Genomic DNA, 21,698 nt, shown 5'->3' on the forward strand with positions numbered 1-21,698 from the left:
ATGGCGCAAGTTCTGCCTTCGCGCTTCATCCTGTGCCCGCCGTGCACAGGACATGCATGACAAATAGGCGCGGCCAACTCAGCGCGAAGCGTCTTAGCTGCACCGAAACGAAACGCATCCATATCCCATGCCAAAACGCACTGATATCCATACCATTCTGATTATCGGCTCCGGCCCGATCGTGATCGGCCAGGCCGCCGAGTTCGACTACTCCGGCACCCAGGCGTGCAAGGTCCTGCGCGCCGAAGGGTACCGGGTCGTGCTCGTCAACTCCAACCCGGCGACGATCATGACCGACCCGGAGATGGCCGACGCGACCTACATCGAGCCGCTGACACCCGAAGTCCTTACGGAGATCATCAAGCAGGAAAAGCCGGACGCGCTGCTGCCGACGGTGGGCGGGCAGACCGGCCTGAACTTGTCAATGAAGCTGGCCGAGTCGGGCGTGCTGGAGCGTTACGGCGTGGAGTTGATCGGAGCGCGTCTGCCGGCCATCCAGGCCGCCGAGGATCGCAAGCTCTTCCAGGAGACGATGAACCGCGCCGGCCTGCCGACGCCGCGCAGCGACGTGGTGACGACGGTCGCGCAGGCGCAGAAACTGGCCGCCGAGATCGGCTACCCGCTGCTGATTCGCCCGTCGTTCATGCTGGGCGGCAGCGGCGGCGGCATCGCCTACGATGCCGCGCAACTGCCGGTCGCCGTCGAGCGCGGACTGCGCGAAAGCCCGATTCACTCGGTGCTGGTTGAGGAATCGGTGCTCGGCTGGAAAGAGTTTGAGCTTGAGGTGATGCGTGACCGCGCCGACAACTTCGTCGTGGTCTGCTCGATCGAGAACTTCGACCCGATGGGTGTGCATACCGGCGACTCGATCACGGTTGCGCCGGCGCAGACGCTGACCGACAAAGAGTACCAGCGGCTGCGCAATATGGCGCGCACGGTGATGACCGCCGTCGGCGTGGAGACGGGCGGCAGCAATGTGCAGTTCGCCGTCAACCCGGTTGACGGGCGCGTGGTCGTCATCGAGATGAACCCGCGCGTGTCGCGCTCGTCGGCGCTGGCCAGCAAGGCGACTGGTTTCCCGATCGCCAAGATTGCGGCGCTGCTCGCGGTCGGCTACACGCTGGACGAGATCACCAACGACATCACGCGGCAGACGAAGGCGGCGTTCGAGCCGTCGCTTGACTACGTGGTCGTGAAGATCCCGCGCTGGGCGTTCGAGAAGTTTCCGCAGGCCGACCCGGTGCTCGGACCGCAGATGAAGAGCGTCGGCGAGGTGCTGGCGCTCGGACGCACGTTCAAGGAAGCGCTGCTCAAGGCGATGCGCTCGCTTGAATTGCGCGACTGGCGCACAGCCGGCCTCGATTCGTACAGCGTGAAGGCGGCATCGGCGCTGACGACGCCGACCAGCGACCGCCTGCTCAAGATCTTCAGCGCGCTGCGCAACGGGGTGAGCATTGCGGACGCTGCACACGCCACTGGTGTTGATCCGTGGTTCCTGACGCAGATACGTCAGATCATCGATTTCGAGCGCACCCTGGCGGCGGCCGCGCCCAACCCGACGCTGCTGCACGAGGCAAAGCGGCTCGGCATGTCCGACCAGCATATTGCCGCGCTGACCGACGCGACCGAGGATTCCGTGCGCTCCACGCGCCGCACGATTGGCCTTGCGCCGACCTATCTGCGTGTCGATACCTGTGCCGCCGAGTTTGAGGCGTTCACGCCGTACCTGTACTCGTCGTACGAATCGGAGGACGAGGCGCGTACCTCCGACCGCCGGAAGGTGATTATCATCGGCAGCGGCCCGAACCGCATCGGGCAGGGCATCGAGTTCGACTACTGCTGCGTGCAGGCGTCGTATGAGTTGCGCGCGACGGGCTACGAGACGATCATGTTGAACTGCAACCCGGAGACCGTCTCGACCGACTACGATACGAGCGACCGCCTGTACTTCGAGCCGCTGGTGCTCGAGCACGTGCTGGATATCTACGACCGCGAGAAGCCGCTCGGCGTGATCGTGCAGCTCGGCGGGCAGACGCCGCTGAACCTGACGGTGCCGCTGGCGCGCGCAGGCGTCAATATCCTCGGCACGTCCGCCGACGCCATCGACCTGGCGGAAGATCGCGAACGGTTCAGCGCGCTGTTGCGCCAACTCGACATCCCGCAGCCGGAGCACGGCTATGCGAGCGACCTGGCCGAGGCGCGGGTCGTCGCGGAGCGCATCGGCTACCCGCTGCTGGTCCGCCCGTCGTACGTGCTGGGCGGCCGCGCGATGGCGATTGTGTACAACAACGACCAATTGGAATCGCTCACGGCGCGGGCGTTCGAGGCGGGCGACAACCGCCCGGTGCTGATCGACCGCTACCTTGAGGACTCGTTTGAGGTGGACGTGGATGCGGTCTGCGACGGCGAGCGCGTCGTCATCGGCGGCATCCTCGAGCACATCGAGGAGGCCGGCGTGCACTCGGGCGACTCGGCTGCCGTGCTGCCGCCGTACAAGATCAGCGAGTACCATCTCGGCATCGTGCGCGACTACACGCACATGATCGGCAAGGCGCTCGGCGTGCGCGGGCTGATGAACGTGCAGTTCGCCATGAAGGACGACATCATCTACGTGCTCGAAGTGAATCCGCGCGCCTCGCGCACCGTGCCGTTCATCAGCAAGGCGACCGGCGTGCCGCTGACGCGCATCGCCGCGCAGGTCATGCTCGGCAAATCGCTGGCGGAACTCGGCTTCACCGTCGAGCCGAAGGTGGACGGTTTCTTCGTCAAGGAAGCGGTCCTGCCGTTCCGCAAGTTCCTCGGCGTCGATGCCGTGCTGGGCCCGGAGATGCGCAGCACTGGCGAGGTGATGGGGCATGCTTCTCACGTCGGGCACGCGTTCGCCAAGGCCGAAATGGCGGCGGGCGATCCGCTGCCGCTCTCCGGCACGGCGCTGCTGAGCGTCAACGACAACGACAAGGGCGCCATCGTGAAGATCGCGCGCGACCTGCAGCGGCTCGGCTTCAAGCTCGTAGCCACGCACGGTACCGCGCAGGTGCTGAAGGCGACCGGCGTGCCGTGCGAGCGGGTCAACAAGGTCAGCGAAGGCTCGCCGCACACTGCGGACGTCATTCGCGGCGGCCAGGTGCAGTTGATCATCAATACGCCGCTTGGTTCCAGCGCCATCAGCGACGGCGGCAACATCCGGCTCGCGGCGGTATCGACGGGCGTGCCGTTGCTGACCACACTGTCGGCGGCGCTGGCGGCGGTGCAGGGCATCCGCGCCATGCAGGAGAAGGCGTTGCAGTTCCGCAGCCTGCAGGCGCACTACGCGCATGCGAATGCGCGCGAAGCGAGGTGACATATGGAACCAGTTGCCGGGACGGAGATCATCTTCATGGTTGAAGAGGCAGAGGAAGGCGTCTTCGTTGCGCGCGCGCTCGGGTACTCGATCTTCACCGAGGCTGATACATGGGATGAATTAAAGGCGAGCGTGCAGGATGCGGTCGCATGTCATTTTGGCGCGGGCGTCGCTCCGATGGTCGGGATCATTCGCGCGTCGTGAGCGCAAACGGCGGGGGGGGGAATCGGTGACGAACTATCTTGAGCTTGAAGAGCGCTACCAGTCCGGCGTATACGCCAAGCGGCCGATCACGGTCGTGCGCGGCGCCGGCGCGCGCCTGTGGGACGACACGGGCAAAGCGTACATTGACTGCGTCGGCGGGCAGGGCAGCGCCAACCTCGGCCACTGTCATCCGGCCATCGTCAAGGCGATCACCACGCAGGCGCAGACGCTGATTACCGCGACCGAGATCTTCCACAACGATCAGCGCGCGCGCTTGCTGGAAAAGCTCGTCTCCGTCGCGCCGCCGGGCATGCAGCGCGTCTACCTCTGCAACTCCGGCACCGAGTCGATCGAGGCTGCGCTCAAGCTGTCGCGCTACGCCACCGGCCGCACTGGTTTCGTCGCGTTCATGCGCGGCTTTCACGGTCGCACCATGGGCGCACTCTCCGCGACCTACGAGCCGAAGTATCGCGAGCCGTTCCTGCCGCTAGTGCCGGACTTCGCGCATGTCCCGTACGACAACCTCGCCAAAGCCGACGCGGCGATTACCGACAAGACGGCGGGCGTCATCGTCGAGATCGTGCAGGGTGAGGGCGGTGTGCGGCCCGGCTCGGCCGAGTTCCTGCAAGGGTTGCAGCGACTGTGCCGCGAGCGCGGCGCGATGCTGATCCTCGATGAAGTGCAGACCGGCTTCTGCCGCACCGGCAAGATGTTCGCCTGCGAGCACTACGGGCTGGCGCCGGACTTCCTCTGCGTCGCGAAGTCGATCGCCGGCGGCCTGCCAATGGGCGCGACGCTGATCGGCCCGCGCGTGAAGCCGCTGGAGCCGATGCTGCACGGCTCCACGTTTGGCGGCAACCCACTGGTCTGCGCTGCGGCGTTTGCCGCGATTGACACGATGCAGACGGAGCACCTGGCCGAGCGCGCGACCGAGGTCGGCGCGTACTTCAAGGGACGGCTAGAGCGCATCGAGTCGCCGCTGATCCGTGAGGTGCGCGGTCTGGGCCTGATGCTTGGCGTCGAACTGAAGCAGAAGGTGACGCCGTACCTGCAGACGCTGATGCAGGAAGGCGTGCTGGCGCTGCCGGCCGGCCCCACCGTGCTGCGGCTGCTGCCGCCGCTCGTGATTGAACGGTCCGATGTGGACGCGGCGGCTGACATCATTGAGCGCGTGCTGTGCGAAGTGAAAGAATAGGCGTGGCGGGCTCAGGGATACGTCACCAAACGGAGATCCACGCCATCCGAGGGGAGGGGGCGACGATGTCACTCGACAAATTCAACATCATCGAATCGACGCTGCGCGAAGGGGAGCAGTTCGTCGGCGCGAACTTCACGACCGAGCAGAAAATCAAGATCGCGCATGCGCTGGACGGCCTGGGCGTCGAGTACATCGAACTGACCTCGCCGCTGGCCTCGCCGCAGTCGAATACCGACGCCAAGATCATCGCCGACCTCGGCCTCAAGGCGCGCATCCTGACGCACATCCGTTGCGCCAAGGAGGACGCCAAAGTCGCGCTCGATACGGGCGTCGACGGGCTTGACGTAGTGATCGGCACCTCCTCCTACCTGCGCGAGTTCAGCCACGGCAAGAGCATCGACGAGATTGTCGACCTGGCCGGCGACGTGCTGACGTACATCCGCTCGCAGGCCCCGAACATCGAACTGCGCTTCTCGACCGAGGACTCGTTCCGTTCGGAGATGCAGGACTTGTTCCGGGTCTATCTGGCGGTGGACAAGCTGGGTGTGGTCAATCGTCTCGGCATCGCCGACACGGTCGGCATCGCGACGCCGACGCAGGTTCACCGCATGGTCAGCACGCTGCGCAGCATGACCAAAGCCGACATCGAGTTCCACGGCCACAACGACTCCGGCTGCGCCATCGCTAACTCGTTCGCGGCCTTGGAAGGCGGCGCCACGCACATCGACACCAGCGTACTGGGCATCGGCGAGCGCAACGGCATCACGCCGCTCGGCGGGTTCATTGCGCGTATGTACACCACCAACCGCGCGCTGACCAAGCAGAAATACCGCCTCGACCGCCTGCGCCGGATCGACGAGATGGTCGGCGAGATGGTCGGCGTGGCGGTGCCGTTCAACAACTACGTGACCGGCGTCACGGCGTTCACGCACAAGGCCGGCATCCACGCCAAGGCGATCCTCAACAACCCGGAAACCTACGAAGCGCTCGACCCGCACGATTTCGGGCTGACGCGCTATATCAGCATCGCCCACAAGCTGACCGGTTGGAACGCCGTCAAAGACCGCGCCGAGCAACTCGGGCTGACGCTGACCGACGAGCAGGTCAAAGCGGTCACGGCGCACATCAAAGACCTGGCCGATCACAAGCCGATCGACCTGGAGGACGTGGACGAGCTGCTGCACCGGTGGGCGGAAAAGCAGTGAACAGTAAGCAGAGAGTAAACAGTGAACAGTGAACGGTAAACGGCCTGTTGAGACGAATGGAACCAAAGGGGGAGGCGATGAAAGGTTTGCCGCACGCGAATCGTTATAGCGACCTCATCGTGTATCAAAAGGTTCGAGGGCTACAACAGGAGATATTCGCACGAACGGAGGCTTTTCCAAAGGCTGAGCTGTATTCCTTGACAAGCCAGATACGACGATCATCTCGCTCAATCGGAGCGCAAATCGCGGAAGCTTGGGGCAAACGGCGCTACGAAAATCACTTCGTAAGCAAACTCACCGATGCGGACAGCGAACAATACGAGACGAGCCACTGGATTGCAGTGGCGCTGGATTGCGGTTACTGGGATAGCCAGTCTGCCGAGCAGCTACAGCGACAGTGTGAGGAGATTGGCCGTCTTGTGAACGGTATGATAGACAAAGCTTCTCTGTTCTGTGGGGCCGCCTCGGGCACGCTGCGTGAATCATCTGAAGCCTATTTCTCATCCGAAAATCTGTAGTCGCGCACCGCCCACTGTTCACTGTTTACTGTTCACTTTTCGCACGACCCCCTACCAGGAGGCCAGATTGCCCGCCACTTTCGTCGAAAAAGTCCTCGCCCGCACGTCCGGCCAGCGCGCCGTGGTCGTGGGGCAGATCGTGGACGCGTCGCCCGACGTGATCCTGTCGCACGACAACACGGCGGCGATCAGCAAGATCTTCCGCGCGTTGGGCCAGGCGCGGGTGCGCTACCCCGACCGCCACGCCATCACGCTCGACCACGCAGTGCCGGCGCCAAACACCCAGCACGCGACCAACCATGCCGACGTGCGCAAGTTCGTCGCGGAGCAGGGCATCACGAATTTCTTCGAGGCCGGGCGCGGCATCTGCCACCAGGTGTTGAGCGAGGAGGGCATCGCCCTGCCGGGCAGCCTCGTCATCGGCTCCGATTCGCACACGCCGCACTTCGGCTGGCTCGGCGCGTGCGGCGTCGGCGTCGGCCGCAGCGAGATGGCGGCGATCTGGGCGACCGGCGAGCTCTGGCTGCGCGTGCCGGAGAGCGTGCGCATCATCGTCGACGGCCGCTTGCCGTTCGGCGTGACCGCCAAAGATCTCGCTCTGCATATCATCGGCCGCTTCGGCGCGGACGGCGGCATCTACCAGTCGATCGAGTTCAGCGGCAGCGGCGTTATGTCGCTCACGCTCGACAGTCGCGGCGTCATCCCGAACATGATGGCCGAGTTCGGCGCCAAGAACGCCTACATCCCGCCCGACGACATACTGCTCGACTGGCTCGCACCGCGCTACGCCCGCCGGTTGGCGCTGCGCCACGGCTCCACGCCGTGGCGCGCTGAGCGCCCCGCGACTGGAGGCCGCGGGGCAGCGCGTGATGGGCGCGGGACGCCGGATGCGGCCGAGGTCGCGTCCCGCCGCGCCGAGATCGCCGCGCGCTGTGTCTTGCCCGATGCGGAGGCGTCGTACGTCGCGACACATCACATGGACGCAAACGTCATCGAGCCGCTGGTTGCCTGCCCACACACGGTGGACAACGTCAAGCCACTCTCGCAGGTGCGCGGCACACGGGTACAGCAGGCGTTCCTGGGGACCTGCACTAACGGGCGCGTGGAGGATCTAGCGGCGGCGGCCGAGGTCGTCAAGGGCAAGCACGTTGCGCCCGGCACGCGCCTGGTCGTCATTCCCGCCTCATCCGAGATCATGGTGGAGGCGCTGCGGCTCGGTTACGTGCAGACGCTGGTCGAGGCCGGCGCGATGATCGGCACGCCGGGCTGCGGCCCGTGCATGGGCAACCACTTCGGCGTGCCTGCGCCCAACGAGGTGACCATCAGCAGCGCCAACCGAAACTTCCGCGGGCGCATGGGCACCCGCGACTCCGAAATCTACCTGGCCAGCCCAGCGGTTGTTGCCGCTAGCGCCATCGCCGGCTGTATTGCCGATCCGCGCGAAGTGCGAAGCAATGACAGGGTGAGGGGATGACGGGATGACAAGATGACAAGATGACAAGATGGCAAGATGACAGGGTGCGGCCTTTAGGCGAATGAAATCTGACTACTGACCGCTGAAGACTGACGAATGGAGACTGCCGTGACATTCCGTGGGCGGGTCTGGAAATATGGTGACGCGATCAATACCGACGTCATCTTTCCGGGCAAATACACGTACACGCTGACCGATCCGAACGAGTGGCGCAAGCACGCGCTGGAAGACCTCGATCCGTCGTTTGCCGCCGAGGCCAAACAAGGCGACGTGATCGTCGCCGGGCGCAACTGGGGCTGCGGCTCATCGCGCGAGCAGGCGGTCGGCGCGCTCAAGTACGCTGGCGTGCAGGTCATCATCGCCAAGTCGTTTGCGCGCATCTACTTCCGCAACGCCGTCAACCAGGGCGTCCTGCCGGTCGTCTGCGCCGAGGCGGTCGATGCGATCCAGGCTGGCGAGACGGTCGAGGTCGATCTGGACGCGCACGCGATCCGCTGTGCGGCGGGCACGTTCGATTTCCCGCCACTGTCGCCGACCATCATGCGTATTATCGAATCGGGCGGGTTGATCCCGATGCTGCGCAAGAAACTTGGCGTCGAGCATCTGCCGATGCCGGAAATCAAGGGCGGCGAATGAGCACGCGCACGATCTGCCTGATACCCGGCGATGGCGTGGGCCGCGAGGTCATCCCCGCCGCCGCCGAGGTGTTGCGCGCCCTGCAACCCGGCTGGCAGTTCACGCAGGCCGATGCCGGGTTCGAGTGCTTCCAGCGCACCGGCAACGCCATCCCCGACGAGACGCTGAAGGCGGTCGCCGCCGCCGACGCGGCGATGTTCGGCGCGACGTCGTCGCCGTCCGGCAAGGTCGCGGGCTATCGCAGCCCGATCCTCGCCCTGCGCCGCCAGTTCGACCTGTATGCCAACCTGCGCCCGACGCAATCGCTGCCGGGCGCGTTTTCGCGTCAGGGCATCGACCTGCTGATCGTGCGCGAGAACACCGAGGATCTCTACCTCGGTCTCGAGACGCGCGAAGGGGACCGCGCGGTTGCACAGCGCGTCATCACGCGCGGCGCGTCGGAGCGCATCACGCGCGTGGCGTTCGAACAGGCGCGCCTGCGCGGCAAGCCGTCGCCGCGCGTGACGGTCGTCCACAAGGCCAACGTGCTCAAGGAGACCGACGGCCTGTTTCGCGAGGCGGCGCAGACGGTCGCGCGCAACTATCCCGATGTCGCGTGCGACGAGATGCTCGTCGATGCGATGGCGATGCGGCTGGTCAAAGACCCGGAGTCGTTCGATGTGATCGTGACGACCAACCTGTTCGGGGACATTCTCTCGGATGAAGCGGCCGGACTGATCGGCGGGCTCGGCGTGGCGCCGTCGGCCAATATCGGGGCGACCGGTGCCGTGTTCGAGCCGGTGCACGGGTCCGCGCCGGATATTGCAGGGCAGGGCATCGCCAACCCGATCGGCGCGATCCTGAGCGCCGCGCTGTTGCTCGACTACCTGCGCGAACCGGATGCGGCGCGCCGCGTGCGTGCGGCGGTGCAGGCGGTCGTCGCGAGCGGCGTGACGACGCGCGATCTGGGTGGCAACGCCAGTACAGCCGCCGTGACATCGGCGATATTGGCTCGTTTGTGAAACCCTTCGGGTCTGTCAGACCCGAAGGGTTTGGATCAGATGTATGACTACCGACCGCGATCTCCTCAAAGCGCAGTACCGCGATGGAGGCAATCTCGATGCGCGCATCGCTCTTCACGCGCGCTTCAGCACCGCCACGACCCAATTCCATGACTGGCTCTTCAACCTGATCACCGCCCCGCCCGATGCGCGCGTGTTGGAGATCGGCTGCGGGACGGGCGCGCTCTGGCAACAGGTGTACGCGCGCACCCCGCGCGGCTGGCGGCTGACGCTGACCGATTTCTCGCACGGCATGGCGGCGGGCCTCCGTCCCAAATCACAAGCGTGGGGGTTCAACGCCCGTTTCGCGCAGTGTGACGTGCAAGCCTTGCCGTTCCCGGACGCACACTTCGATCTGGTGCTGGCCAATCACATGCTCTACCATGTGCCCGATCTCGCGCGCGGCGTCGGCGAGATTGCGCGAGTGCTGAAGCCGGACGGCATGCTGGTCGCCGCGACGAATGGCGAAGCGCATATGCGCGAATTGGACAACCTCGCGACGGAGATCGGCATACCCCCGCACCGGATATGGCAGTTGGCGTTCCGGCTCGAAAATGGCGCCGAGTTGCTGGGGCGGCAGTTTGCCCGCGTGGATCGCCACGATTTCGCTGATGCGCTCGTCGTGACCGAAGCCGAGCCGCTCATCGCCTACATCGTGTCTATGAACACGTTCGCAGGGCTGTTGACGCCAGAAAACGTGGCGCGCCTGCGCGCGACTGTGGCTAGTCGGCTCGCGCGCGACGGGGCAATTCGCATCCGCAAGTCGACGGGCGTCTTCATTGCGCGCGCGCCGCGCCGCTAACGGTCGAATACCTTCAGCAGCCACACCCCGGCCAGCGCGGCGAGCAATAGCCAAATACCGATGATAATGGCGGCGGCGATGCGATTGATCGGCTTGCCCTGCGCCATGACCTCCTCGGCGCGGATGCGGCAGTCCGCCATCACCTTGGCGGGAATCAGGCGTAGCGCGAGCGCAATGCCGAGCGGCACAAGGATCAGGTCGTCGAGGTAGCCGATCACCGGGATGAAGTCGGGAATGAGGTCGATCGGGCTGAACGTGTAGCCGACGACGCACGCGGCGACAACCCGCGCATACCACGGCACGCGCGGATCGCGGTACGCCAGATAGAGCGCATAGACCTCAGTCTTCAACTGCCGGGCGCGCTGCCGCCAATGGGCAAGCATCATCAATTCCTCAAAAGACTGGCTGGGTACTCAGCCACCCGTAGCATAGCCTGCTCGACCACGTACCCGTCAGAGTCCAGCCCGGCGACTTCAAGAAAAGGGGCACGCCGGGAAACATCGTGGCATGCCCTCCGACTTGGCGCAGCCCTGCTAGTCGACTATCGACTGATACACCAGGTTCTGGCAGACTGTCGCAATCGGCTCCGCACCAAAGTACGATTGCGCCATGTACAGGTAGACGAGGTCCTCTGCTGGGTCAACACGGAAACGCGTGTCCGCTGCGCCGTCCCAGCCATACATGCCGATTGAGCCGAGCGTACCGGCTTCGTTTCCTGTGCGCATGTTAAAACCGAGTCCGAATCCATCTCCCGGCTGAGCATCCGCGCCCACCAAAGGCGGTAGCAGTGACGCGGGAAGATGATTGGTTGTCATAAGTGACAGCGTCTTGCGACCAACGATCCGCACTCCGTCCAATTCGCCACCGTTGAGCAGCATCTGCCCGAATCGCAGGTAGTCCGCCGCTGTCGACACCAGGCCGGCGCCGCCAGACGGTGCAACGTCCGCTCGCAGCCATGCGCTTGTGGTAGGGCTGTCAATCAGCACATAGCGGTTTTCTGCATCGGGCTGGTAACACGCGCATAACCGCTCCACTTTGTTGGATGGGACGAAGAAGCCGGTGTCGTTCATACCCAGTGGCCGGAAGATCTTTTCCGCCAGATAGACATCAAATGGCATGTCCGCGATGAGTTGCACGAGATAGCCGAGCAGGTCGGTGGCGATGCTGTATCGGAAGCGTGCGCCGGGTTGGTTGGCTAACGGTAAAGCTGCAATTCGTGTCGCCATTTCATCAAGTCCGACCTGCAGGCGAAGTATCGGAGAGAAGATGCCCGACGCACGGAACAGGTCTTCTATCGGGTGATCGTCAAACAGGCCGTAGCCGAGTCCAGCCGTGTGTATCAACAGGTCGTGAACCGTGATTAGCCGTTCTGCGGGTGTTGTTATAATGCCGCCAGTAACGTCTCGGCCGGTATAGACACGAATGTCTTTGAATGCCGGGAGGTACTTGGCGAGTGGGTCAGACAAGAGGAGGCGGCCTTGCTCGACGAGCATCATCAGGGCAGTGCTCGTTATCGGTTTCGTCATCGAATAGATGCGAAAGATCGCGTCCTCGCGCATCGGCTTGCTCGCTTCGGCGTCCATCATGCCGAGACACTCGCGATACGCTACTTTGCCGTGTCGCGCGACCACCGTGATCGCACCCGCAATGATATGGTGGTCAATGTAGGATTGGAGCACCGGGCGGATACGGTCGAGCCGCTCCGACAATAGGCCGACGGATTCCGGTGTTGCGACGTTCATGGTGCTCCTTTCGATTGCATAGTGTGGATTGAAATTGGAGTACGCTTTGCATCGCGTCGGCAGCGTTCGCCTTGCCGCGAATTATAGCATGTTGTTCTGCCTTCGGCGTATCCGATTCAGCCGCAGTGCGCCTGGCCGTGTGGCTGAAGCGCGCTCGCCGCACTATGCTACAATCCTTGCATGTCCTACATCCCCCTGCGCGCCCGTTCGCACTGGAGCCTGCTCGACGGCGTGCCGTCGGTGCCGGAACTGGTCGGGCATGCCTCGGCGCTGGAACTGCCTGCACTGGCGCTGACCGACCACAACGCGCTGTACGGTGCGGTCGAATTCGTGCGCAAGTGCCGTTCGGCAGGCATCCGGCCGCTGGTGGGCGCGGAGCTCAGCATCCACGGCGGTCATTCGCTGGTATTGCTGGCGCGCGATGCCACGGGCTACGGCAATCTCTGCCGGCTGGTTACGCGCATGCAGGCCGCGACCGATCGCGAGGCGGCGATCGAGCGCGGCCTGTCGCTCACCGAGCTTGATGCGCACCGCAGCGGTTTGGTCGCGCTGTCCGGCGGTCACGGGGGACCGGTGGACAGTCACCTGCGCGATGGTGACTCGCGCAACGCTGAACTGATCGCCCGGGCGCTGGCCGAACTGTTCGGCCGCGACGGTTTCTACATTGAATTGCAGATAGCCGAGCCGGGCGACGAAGCGCTCGCTTCCGCGCTCGACGAGATGGCCGGGCGGCTGGGCGTGCGCGCGGTCGCCACGCACGATGCGCGCTACCTGTTGTCTGCCGATGCGCCGCGCTATGCGCTGTTGAGCGCGATGCGGCTCGGCCAGCGGCTGGCCGATCTCCCGCCGCAGGCCGACTACGCCTGGGCGCCGCCCGACGAGATTGCCCGCCGGTTCAGCGCGTTCCCCGCCGCGCTGGCCGCGACCGCCGAAGTCGCCGGCCTGTGCGGTGACGTGCTGACGCTCGGTACGACGCGCTTCCCTACGCTCGACCTGCCGTCCGGCCGCACACCGGAAGACGAACTGTGCGCCCTCGTCTGGGACGGTGCGCGCGAGCGGTACGTCGCGTTCGGCGAGCCGGTCGAGGCGCGCCTGCAGATGGAGACGCAGGTCATCAACTCGCTCGGCTACGCGCCGTATTTCCTCGTCGTGGCCGACATTGTCGGCTTTGCGCGCCGGCGCGGCGTGCCGATCTCGCCGCGCGGCTCGGCCTCGTCGTCGGTGGCGGCATACTGCCTGGGCATCCATGACGTCGATCCGCTGGCGCACAATCTCTACTTCGAGCGCTTCCTCTCGCTGGAACGGAACGACCCGCCCGACATCGACCTCGACCTCTGCTCGCGCCGCCGCGACGAGGTGATCGCCTACGTCTACGAGCGGTACGGCGCGGATCACGTTGCGATGGTCTGCACGTACTCGACGATGCGCCCGCGCTCGGCGCTGCGCGAAGCCGCCAAGGCGCACGGGCTCTCCGAGCAGCGCATCGGCGAACTGGCGCGCGAGGTGCCGTGGTACTGGCCGGGTTCTTCGCGCGCCGAGATCGAGATGGCGCAGACCCGCCTGCGCAAACAGGCGCGCGACGCGGCCGAGCGCGCGGCGATTGAGGCGAGCATCACGCTGGAGCACACGCCGCACCACCTGTCGATCCACCCCGGCGGCATCGTCATCGCGCCGGGGCCGATCACCGACCTGGTGCCGCTGCAGCACGCGACCAAGGGGCTGGCGATCACGCAGTACGACCTCGGCGGCATCGAGCAACTTGGCCTGGTCAAGATCGACCTGCTCGGCATCAGCGCGCTGACGGTCATCGCCGACTGCGTCGAGTTGGTGCGTCAACGCGAGCCGGATTTCGCACTCGAAGCGATTCCGGCCGGCGATGACGCGACGGCGCGCACGCTATCAGCCGGACGGACGATCGGCTGCTTCCAGATCGAAAGCCCCGGTATGCGCGCCACCTTGCGCGAGGTGTCCGCGCGCAACGCCGCCGATCTGATCGTCGCGCTGGCGCTCTACCGCCCGGGGCCGCTCAAGGGCGGCCTGAAGGACGCGTTCGTGCGGCGGCATCTCAGGCAGGAGCCGGCCAGCTACCTGCATCCCGCGCTGGAGCCGATCCTGCGAGAAACGTACGGCGTCGTGCTCTACCAGGAACAGGTGCTGCGCATCGCGCACGAGGTGGCGGGCATGACGCTGGGGCAGGCCGATCTGCTGCGGCGCGCGATGGGCAAGCGCTCGCCGGAGGCGATGGCGCGACTGAAGGCGGAGTTCCTGCGCGGCGCGCGCGAGGCCGGCGGCTTCGACGCGTCGGTCGCGGAGCAGGTCTGGGAGTTGATGGCGGCGTTCGCGGGTTATGGGTTCCCGAAAGCGCATGCGGCCGGTTACGCGACGGTTGCCTACCGCATGGCGTATCTTAAAACGCACTTCCCGGCCGAGTTCATCGCGGCGCGGCTCGGCGTGTGGGGCGGCTTCTACTCGCCGCGCGTGTATGTGGGCGAGGCGCGCCGGCTCGGCATGGCGGTGCACCCGCCGCACGTCAATCACAGCGGCGCGGCGTTCACGCTGATGCACGACGCAACCGGGCAGGCGCACGTCTATATGGGACTCGATGCCGTGCGCGAGCTGACCCGCGCGACGATCCGGCGCATCATCGGCGGGCGGCCGTACGCCACGCTTGAAGACTTCCTGATCCGCGCACAGCCGCAGCACGTCGAGGCGATCAACCTTGTGCAGGCTGGCGCGCTGGAGGGGCTCGGCGCGACGATGGCGATGCTGGCCGCGCTCGACACGCAGCACTGGCACGGCCGCCATGCGGCGCAACTTCGCCTGCCGATCGAACTGCCGGACGCGGATGCCGCGCCGGAGCCAGACCTGACCCAGCGCGTGGCATGGGAGCGCGAGGTGCTCGGCCAGACGGTCAGCATGCACCCGCTCGATCTGGTCGGCGCAGAACTGGCGCGGGTGACGCGCGAACGCAGCGACGAACTGGAACGGCGGGTCGGCGAGACGGTGACGCTGGCCGGCGCGCGCATCACCGCGCACGATGTGCCGTACGCCCGCCAGCCCGCGCTCTGGCTCGACCTCGAAGACGAAGCCGGGGCGTACCTGGCTGTGCTGGAGGGCGCGACTTATCGCCGTTTCAAGCCATTGGCGCAGTCGCGCGAACCGTTGTTGGTGCGCGGCCGCGTGCGGCGCGACATTCACGGGCTTATTGTGGTCGCCGTCGAATCGCTGCAGCGTATCTCAAACGCGACCACCGATGTGCCGTCGCGCCACAGCCGCGGGCGGCGATAATGCAAAGACCTCACAGGTTTTCAAAACCTGTGAGGTCTGCGTGGTGACGAGTGCGCGCGGTTACCGCTTGCCGAAATCGCAGCGCGTCGCCGCGTCGTTGGTGGCGATCCAGATCACATCGTTCGACTGCACGGCGATTCCATTGACGCGGTCGGTATCAGAACGATCAGTGACGGGCAAGCCGTCGGTCTGGCCAAAGGCCCAGAAGATGTCATCCCTGTCCAAGTGTCCGGGAATGTAGTGGTATATCTGTGGCGGGTGCAGATTTGTGCCAACCCACCATGAGCCGTCCGGGGCCTGCCGGAATGAGCGGGCGCTCAAGGCATCGGTGCGATATGGGCGCTGCAGAGTCTGCTTGTCCGCCAGTTGCCAGTTTTCGAAGACGGGATCATAGCGCAGCAAACCGTCCGCAACGGCTATCCACGTCGCACCGTTTGCATCAAACTGGATATCACTTACCAGGGCAAATGGCTCCATCCATGTGCCGGCGATTTTGAGTTTGGAGTATGTCTTCCATACGTTCTGCTCACCCGGCGCGCTTGCGGGCGTTAGGTGGGCAAGCCCTTTGGTCAGATAGGCTATCCATAATGATCCGTCAGGAGCGCCAGCGATTCGCCGCACGCCTTCTTCCGCAAGTCCATCGCGTGTGGTAAAAGTCGTCCATTGGTTGATGCTGGGCTGATAGCGCGAGATGCCACCATACGAGGCAAACCAGAGCGTGCCGTCCTTTGACTGTGAGATGCCGTACACGAAGGGGCTTAGCAGGCCGTTCTCGTTCGTGTACGTCTGCCAGTTCGAGCCGTCAAAACGCAAGACGCCCCGTGTTGTGGCAAACCAGACTGTGCCGTCATTGGCTACAAGTACCTGTGTGACATCGTCGGACGCGAGCCCGTCGTTTGCGGTAAAGAACGTCCAGCGGTTATCTCCGGGACGCAGGCGCGCTACGCCAAAACCGCTTGTAGCCACCCAGATGGTGTTATCATGCGCGACCGCAATATCGGAAACAGCGCGCCCAAGTGAAGACGGAATCAGCCGGTATACAGTGCAAGCAGCCGTGGGGAATGGCGTTGCCGTTGGCGCACCGGGCACGTACGCGAAGCCGAACTCGAACGGGCCATCGGTGCTCCGTCTGGATGCGCTCGCCCGTTCTGCTGTCGACAACTGATAGCCAGCAGGAACTTTCGGAAAGACCACGTAGTCAACGCCGACGCAGCCTGGGTTGGACATCGAGGCGATGGCTTCGCCGTGGTAATCGGCCGTGAACGGCCCCAATGCGTTGCTATCGGAAGCCCCCGCTCGCTTGAAAAAGAACTGAACACCGGGCATTGGCGGCTCATTGTTGTCATGTTTGCCATCGCCGTTCAAATCCAGCCAGGCCAGCAGTTTGGCGCTCCAGACACATTCGCCGATGACGCGCGGCGTTGGCGATACCGTGATCTGCGGGGAAGGCGTCGCCGTCGGAGCAATCGGCGTGTCGATTGAGCTGGGCGTACATCCTGCCCCAACCGCCAGCCAGATGGCGACGAATGCGACGGTGATGGCGTGTCGAATGGTCATGGCCTTTCCCCCATCGCATGATACCAAGCATGAGCACTCTCGACCAAATCTGCTTTAATGACGGAACCGCGTCACAGAATGTCTCCACGCGTAGAGCACAAATCAGATAGTATGGCGAGCTATCCGCTGCGATGCCCATCAATCTGGGTACGCTTTGAGTGAGGCCGGCGCTGAGAAGGGAGGATGCGTATAGCGTTGCGTCCCATGTGCTCTCGCCGCGCTCTTAGTGCCGGATCACCGGCAGGAACAGCCGACCCGTGACGTGCGTCGTCATGAGCGCGTGGGCACTGCTCGCGTTGACCTGGGGCGACAAGTGTTCCGCACGCGCCGCAATCGCTGCGTCGGCGCCGGGCGACAGCGCGGCGCTCGTGCGCAAGCTGAAGACGAGCGTGCCATGGCCGCCGGGCGCGATGTCCCCCGCGTCCCATACCAGCGTCGGCATGCCGGTCTCTTGGTCGAGATCGATTTGTGGGAATGGGGTCGGGCCGGCGACGCTCAGATCCGCAGGCAGCCATGGGAAGCGCACTTTGATGCGTCCGGCGCGCGCCGCGAAGTTCCCGTGGTTGTCATAGGTCACGGTGTAGGTCACGCGCTCACTCGCATGGGCGCTCACGGTGCCGGTTATCCCCAGCGTCACGTCGGCCCACTGGTTACGCGAAACGATTTCGAGCGTGATCGCTTCCGTCGTACTGAGCCCCGACGAAGGACTGACGGCGGTCAGCGTGATGACGTGCTGGCCGGGCGCCAGCGCCGCCGTGTGCAGTTGCCCGCCCGCGCCGAGTGCGCCGCCTGGACTTGCAGTCCACGACAGGTGATCGTCCGGCACGAAGCCGTCCTCCGGCGTCAACGCCGCGCCGCGCAGCAACACGGTGTCGCCCTGGTGGAAGACCGCGCCCGGCAGTGGGTCGAGGATCGACGCGATTGGCGGGTGGGGCGCGACCGCAAATTGGCCAGACAGTCCGAAGCCGGTCAGGATGCCGTCGCTGGCCTCGACGCGGATGACGCCTTGTGCGGTCGCGGGCACGACCAGCGAATGCCAAAGCACCTGCGTGCGCGTTATGCCGACGAAGATCGGCGAAAATGTCGCGCCCCCGTCGGCAGAAAATGCGAGGTTGTAATGGAGCGGATCGCCATCGCCGTCCGATGCGCCCCAGGCGATGCTGATCGGCTGGCTGGCGCTGAACGATTCACCGCCGGCGGGCGTGAGCACGTTGACGACCGGCGCATGCGCGCTCACGGTGCGGCTCCAGATCGTCGCGCCGTTCCAGTGTATTTCGATGCGCGTGGTCGTGGGCGGGAACGGCCAGCGCGCGCTGAACACACCGACGCCGGAGTCATCGCCGTGCGCGCTCGTGAATAGCACGGCGATCGGGTACGCCGACAGCAGACCCCCACTGTCGAAGAACGCCAGTGTGTAAGGGCTGGTATGCGTCAGAGGCACGCTGAGCGGGACGGAAGGTAGCAAGCGGGACAGTCCGGCCGTGACGAGGCCGGAGCGGTCGATCGACCCGCTGATGAAGAAGTCCTGGGTGGTCAGTGGCGCATGCGTCGGCCCGTAGCTGATCGAGACGCCTGACAACAGATTCCCCTCGATCTTGTCGTAGTCGAACGGCTCCAGGAATGCATTGTCATTGTCCATGCCGGGCACGTAAGCCATGATCGATTTCGCCTGATTGCTGGCACAGGCGGCGCGCGCCGGATCGTTCTCGAATTCAAGCGGCGAGCCGCTGCTAAGCCCGATGCCGATCACCAGTCGGCCGCGCGTGCCGCTGACGTCCTTGAGGTTCTGGTCGACCTCGGCCTGCGCAAACGACGTGGTATCGACGCAGGTTTTCGAATTGGCGCCGTCCTCCTTGTAACGCGAGTGTGCGCCGTCTTTACAGCAGTTTTGATCCGAACCGTCCACCAACCCGATATCGTGCGCGACTTCCTGGGCCATGATCGGCCCGGTTGTGGGCGAACTGCTTTTTGAGAACACGAGTGAAACGCGCTCCCAGCACGAGTTCTGGATTGCGCGGCAAAACGAATTGCCTGTGCCCGGCGCCCAGCCGACCCCGGCCGAATTGCTGCCCGGGTCCTGCGCGCTCGGCGCGATGAGCATCTGCACGTGCGTGGCGGTGCGGCCTGGCACGTTCTGGTAGGTATCGTTCCAGTCGTTGCGGAAATCCTCCAGCGCCTCACCCAGATTGTTGCGGCGGCAGAAGCGCTGCGTAAGGGCAAAGCAGTCGCTGAGGTCGACCAGCTCGTCGGTCGTCCACACGGCGGGCGGCCACAGAAACGTGCGCATATCGACGTTCGGAAGCGGGTAGGCGCGCAGGAAGGTCTTGATGCCTGCCTGCCAGTCCCGGCTGAGCGGCGCATAACCCGACGCCACCGACCCCTCGTACATCAGAAATACCGTTAGGATGCGCAGGTTGTTCGGCATGTCCACGAAATATAGCGAGGTCGTCGGGATCGTCGTCGATGCCACCCCGAGGCCATTTTGATAGAGCGTGAAGTCGATTCCGGCCAGTTCGGAGAGCGGGAAGTTCAAGTCCTGCGCGCGGATCGGTATGTTGACGCTCTCGGTCAGATGGCGCGTGGTCAGCGGCAGGATCTCGACCGGCAGTGGACCGACCCGCGACACCGCGCTGAGTGTGACGGAATAACCGTTGGTGCGCCGGATGCGCATGCTGCCGGCGTCCACGTTGAGAGCGCAACCGGCGAGCACCGGCCCGCTCACGGCTGGGAAGATTTGCGCCAGCGTGTCTTTGCGCCAAATCAGCCCGTAATCCTGGAAGTTCTGCGTCAGCGACCAGCCGCCGATCTGCGGGTAGACGACCGTAAATGAATATGGCAGCGACACGTCGCGGCCATCGTTGAAGTGCAGGCCGAGCGGCCCCGACAAGGCGAAATTGGGCACCGTGGCGGTCAGCACATTGTCACTGCCAAAGGTGCCGGCGACGGTCCCGCCGATCGTGGCCTGCCCGCCGGCTAGATTGGAGCCTTGCAGCGCGAACCGCGTCCCGACGTTGCCGCAGGTCGGCGACACGCTGTTGACCACGGGCGGCGCGGGCGCGATGGTCACCTGCACGCGGTCGCGCGCGCCGAGCGGCGCCGCCGGGTTGGCTGGCCCGTCGTCAACTTGCAACTGAAAGCTGAGCGTGGCGGTCGTCTGCACGCTCGGCGCGACGAAGTTCGCTATCGCACTGCGCGACAGGTTGAGCGTGACCGAGAGCGGCACGGGGTACGATTGCAGCAGGCTCCACTGGTAATTCAGCGAGTCGCCGTCCCGGTCGGATGACGCCGAGCCGTCGAGCGTGACCGGCGTCCCTTCGAGCGCCGTTTGAAAGTTGCCCGCGTTGGCGTACGGGCGACGGTTCCACGAGTTGATCGAGATGATGAACGGCATGGAGAAATCTTCGAGCAGCGTCGCGCCGCCGGTGCAGTCGACGCGACTGGAGAGGCGCATCACGGCTTGCGTGGAGTTGAGCTCCGGCGGCGTCCACGTTTTCTTCCCGCTGTTGGTCATGCAATCGCCGAAGACTTGCGGGCCAGGAAACGTGCTGCCGCCGTCGATCGAGTATTGCAGATAGAGGTTGGTCGGGTTGCCGGTGCTGCCCCACCACACTTCCTCCGGGCGGTTGTAGAAAAACACGGGCGTCTCGCCGTTCGGATCCGGCCCGTTGGCCGGATACGTCAGGAACAGCGACTTCTCGTTGGGGTCTGACGACACGCGCAGCGGTCCCACGGTGGCCGCGCCGAGCGAGTTTTGGCAGAACTCGCCCTGGGCGCACGCCTCGACGCGCAGGTAGAGCGTCGTCGTGGTAGTGGGGAACACCGTCCACGGAAAGCTATTGCCCAGGCGCAGGCCGGCCGTGCCAGGCAGCAGGCCGAAGTTGGTGCCGTCCAGCGAGTAACTCAACCAGAAGTGGTCGACGACGGTAAAGGTGTCGTTCAGGCCCCAGCGCAGCGGATAGACGGTGCCCGGGCGCAGCAGCTCATTGTTCCGCGGGCGCAGCCAGTAGATCTGGATCGGCTCGACGGTGAACAAGTCGCCAGTGTTGCTGGCCACGACGGTCGGATTGATGCAGTCGGATACGAGATCGACGCGCACGCGCGCATGAGTCAACTGGGTAGAGGGCGGCGTCCAGAAGTTGTCGGTCTGGGGATACGGCACGCAATAGGGCGCGGCGGCGTTGGGATACCAGACCTGCAGCCAGTTATCGAGGCCGCCAGTGGCCTCGGTCGCGAAGTAGAAGTACGCGCCGGCCCAGACGCCTTCGCCGCTGACAGTGGCCGAGACATAGGTGGGCTTGCCACCGGGGATAGTAAGCGGCGCGGTGGGGGTGATGATCTTGACGACGAGCGGGGCGCCGGCGGTGGGCGCGGCGAGGGCCGGCGCCCGGCTATGGTCGAGGAGGGCCGCAAGCGCGCATGCGGCCAACAACGCCACCATGCTGGTGACGATCAGGCGTAGATGCGGTTTCATGTACCCTCCAGATAACGTTCATCAGCGTGCGGCCTGCCGACTGAACCAACTGGACGATCTGATCCGAGAGGGAAATGTTCCGCAGCCATTCGGCTGTGGCGCCGATCCGACCACTTTGGCCGGAATCATACAGCGGTTTGTAGCAAATGTAAATCGGGCGTGCGATGGACCAGCAATTCTCATTTTGGAGTCTGGCCACCAAGCTGCCCCCGACCCCCTCCCA

The 21,698-nt window shown here is 64.8% G+C and carries 14 protein-coding genes; 10 read left to right on the top strand and 4 right to left on the bottom strand.

What is annotated here, in order from left to right; all coding sequences use genetic code 11:
- Nucleotides 1-127 precede the first annotated feature (127 nt).
- The 9 genes from carB (at nt 128) to HZB53_04620 (ending at nt 10,417) form a co-directional block, all read left to right on the top strand.
- Nucleotides 128-3,340, top strand: coding sequence for a carbamoyl-phosphate synthase large subunit (gene carB, locus HZB53_04580; GenBank protein ID MBI5876906.1), 3,213 nt, complete (start codon nt 128-130; stop codon nt 3,338-3,340).
- A gap of 3 nt (nt 3,341-3,343) precedes the next feature.
- Complete coding sequence (locus tag HZB53_04585; GenBank protein ID MBI5876907.1) at nt 3,344-3,544, top strand: 2-oxoisovalerate dehydrogenase; 201 nt, start codon at nt 3,344-3,346, stop codon at nt 3,542-3,544.
- Entirely contained in the window at nt 3,480-4,739 is a 1,260-nt protein-coding gene (locus tag HZB53_04590; protein ID MBI5876908.1) for an acetylornithine/succinylornithine family transaminase, read from the top strand. Before HZB53_04585 ends, HZB53_04590 begins: the two co-directional genes overlap by 65 nt.
- A gap of 65 nt (nt 4,740-4,804) precedes the next feature.
- Entirely contained in the window at nt 4,805-5,947 is a 1,143-nt protein-coding gene (gene lysS, locus HZB53_04595; GenBank protein ID MBI5876909.1) for a homocitrate synthase, read from the top strand.
- A gap of 77 nt (nt 5,948-6,024) precedes the next feature.
- Nucleotides 6,025-6,465, top strand: a complete 441-nt coding sequence (locus HZB53_04600) for a four helix bundle protein (protein MBI5876910.1) — start codon at nt 6,025-6,027, stop codon at nt 6,463-6,465.
- A 67-nt stretch (nt 6,466-6,532) separates the two neighbouring features.
- Nucleotides 6,533-7,939, top strand: coding sequence for a homoaconitate hydratase family protein (locus HZB53_04605; GenBank protein ID MBI5876911.1), 1,407 nt, complete (start codon nt 6,533-6,535; stop codon nt 7,937-7,939).
- 96 nt (nt 7,940-8,035) lie between these two features.
- Nucleotides 8,036-8,575: a 3-isopropylmalate dehydratase gene (locus tag HZB53_04610; protein MBI5876912.1), complete on the top strand. Its 540-nt coding sequence runs from the start codon at nt 8,036-8,038 to the stop codon at nt 8,573-8,575.
- A complete protein-coding gene (locus HZB53_04615; GenBank protein MBI5876913.1) occupies nt 8,572-9,576 on the top strand; it encodes an isocitrate/isopropylmalate dehydrogenase family protein in 1,005 nt (334 codons plus the stop codon). The genes HZB53_04610 and HZB53_04615 overlap by 4 nt, the downstream gene beginning before the upstream one ends.
- A 43-nt stretch (nt 9,577-9,619) precedes the next feature.
- Complete coding sequence (locus tag HZB53_04620) at nt 9,620-10,417, top strand: class I SAM-dependent methyltransferase (protein ID MBI5876914.1); 798 nt, start codon at nt 9,620-9,622, stop codon at nt 10,415-10,417.
- Here HZB53_04620 and HZB53_04625 read toward each other — a convergent pair.
- The gene (locus HZB53_04625) at nt 10,414-10,800 is read right to left on the bottom strand and encodes a DUF1232 domain-containing protein (GenBank protein ID MBI5876915.1); all 387 of its coding nucleotides are present in this window, start codon (nt 10,798-10,800) and stop codon (nt 10,414-10,416) included. The two genes, HZB53_04620 and HZB53_04625, sit on opposite strands and share 4 nt — an antisense overlap.
- A gap of 150 nt (nt 10,801-10,950) precedes the next feature.
- Entirely contained in the window at nt 10,951-12,159 is a 1,209-nt protein-coding gene (locus HZB53_04630; GenBank protein ID MBI5876916.1) for a beta-lactamase family protein, read from the bottom strand.
- 180 nt (nt 12,160-12,339) lie between these two features.
- On the opposite strand from HZB53_04630, the gene HZB53_04635 reads away from it, so the two are divergent.
- Nucleotides 12,340-15,447 (top strand): DNA polymerase III subunit alpha, encoded by a 3,108-nt coding sequence (locus HZB53_04635; protein ID MBI5876917.1) that lies wholly within the window; start codon nt 12,340-12,342, stop codon nt 15,445-15,447.
- A 60-nt stretch (nt 15,448-15,507) separates the two neighbouring features.
- Here HZB53_04635 and HZB53_04640 read toward each other — a convergent pair whose 3' ends face one another.
- The gene (locus HZB53_04640; protein MBI5876918.1) at nt 15,508-17,004 is read right to left on the bottom strand and encodes a hypothetical protein; all 1,497 of its coding nucleotides are present in this window, start codon (nt 17,002-17,004) and stop codon (nt 15,508-15,510) included.
- Between the two features lie 223 nt (nt 17,005-17,227).
- The gene (locus HZB53_04645; GenBank protein MBI5876919.1) at nt 17,228-21,475 is read right to left on the bottom strand and encodes a hypothetical protein; all 4,248 of its coding nucleotides are present in this window, start codon (nt 21,473-21,475) and stop codon (nt 17,228-17,230) included.
- Nucleotides 21,476-21,698 lie beyond the last annotated feature (223 nt).

It is taken from the genome of Chloroflexota bacterium, assembly GCA_016235055.1.
GTDB lineage: Bacteria > Chloroflexota > Anaerolineae > JACRMK01 > JACRMK01 > JACRMK01.

What these genes read in the sequence shown, in the direction of transcription:
- HZB53_04640 (MBI5876918.1), bottom strand. Translation starts at nt 17,004, where the DNA reads ATGACCATTCGACACGCCATCACCGTCGCATTCGTCGCCATCTGGCTG.
- HZB53_04625 (MBI5876915.1), bottom strand. Translation starts at nt 10,800, where the DNA reads ATGCTTGCCCATTGGCGGCAGCGCGCCCGGCAGTTGAAGACTGAGGTC.
- HZB53_04585 (MBI5876907.1), top strand. Translation starts at nt 3,344, where the DNA reads ATGGAACCAGTTGCCGGGACGGAGATCATCTTCATGGTTGAAGAGGCA.
- HZB53_04600 (MBI5876910.1), top strand. Translation starts at nt 6,025, where the DNA reads ATGAAAGGTTTGCCGCACGCGAATCGTTATAGCGACCTCATCGTGTAT.
- HZB53_04615 (MBI5876913.1), top strand. Translation starts at nt 8,572, where the DNA reads ATGAGCACGCGCACGATCTGCCTGATACCCGGCGATGGCGTGGGCCGC.
- HZB53_04590 (MBI5876908.1), top strand. Translation starts at nt 3,480, where the DNA reads ATGCGGTCGCATGTCATTTTGGCGCGGGCGTCGCTCCGATGGTCGGGA.
- HZB53_04630 (MBI5876916.1), bottom strand. Translation starts at nt 12,159, where the DNA reads ATGAACGTCGCAACACCGGAATCCGTCGGCCTATTGTCGGAGCGGCTC.
- lysS (MBI5876909.1), top strand. Translation starts at nt 4,805, where the DNA reads ATGTCACTCGACAAATTCAACATCATCGAATCGACGCTGCGCGAAGGG.
- HZB53_04610 (MBI5876912.1), top strand. Translation starts at nt 8,036, where the DNA reads ATGGAGACTGCCGTGACATTCCGTGGGCGGGTCTGGAAATATGGTGAC.
- HZB53_04635 (MBI5876917.1), top strand. Translation starts at nt 12,340, where the DNA reads ATGTCCTACATCCCCCTGCGCGCCCGTTCGCACTGGAGCCTGCTCGAC.
- HZB53_04645 (MBI5876919.1), bottom strand. Translation starts at nt 21,475, where the DNA reads ATGAAACCGCATCTACGCCTGATCGTCACCAGCATGGTGGCGTTGTTG.
- HZB53_04620 (MBI5876914.1), top strand. Translation starts at nt 9,620, where the DNA reads ATGACTACCGACCGCGATCTCCTCAAAGCGCAGTACCGCGATGGAGGC.
- carB (MBI5876906.1), top strand. Translation starts at nt 128, where the DNA reads ATGCCAAAACGCACTGATATCCATACCATTCTGATTATCGGCTCCGGC.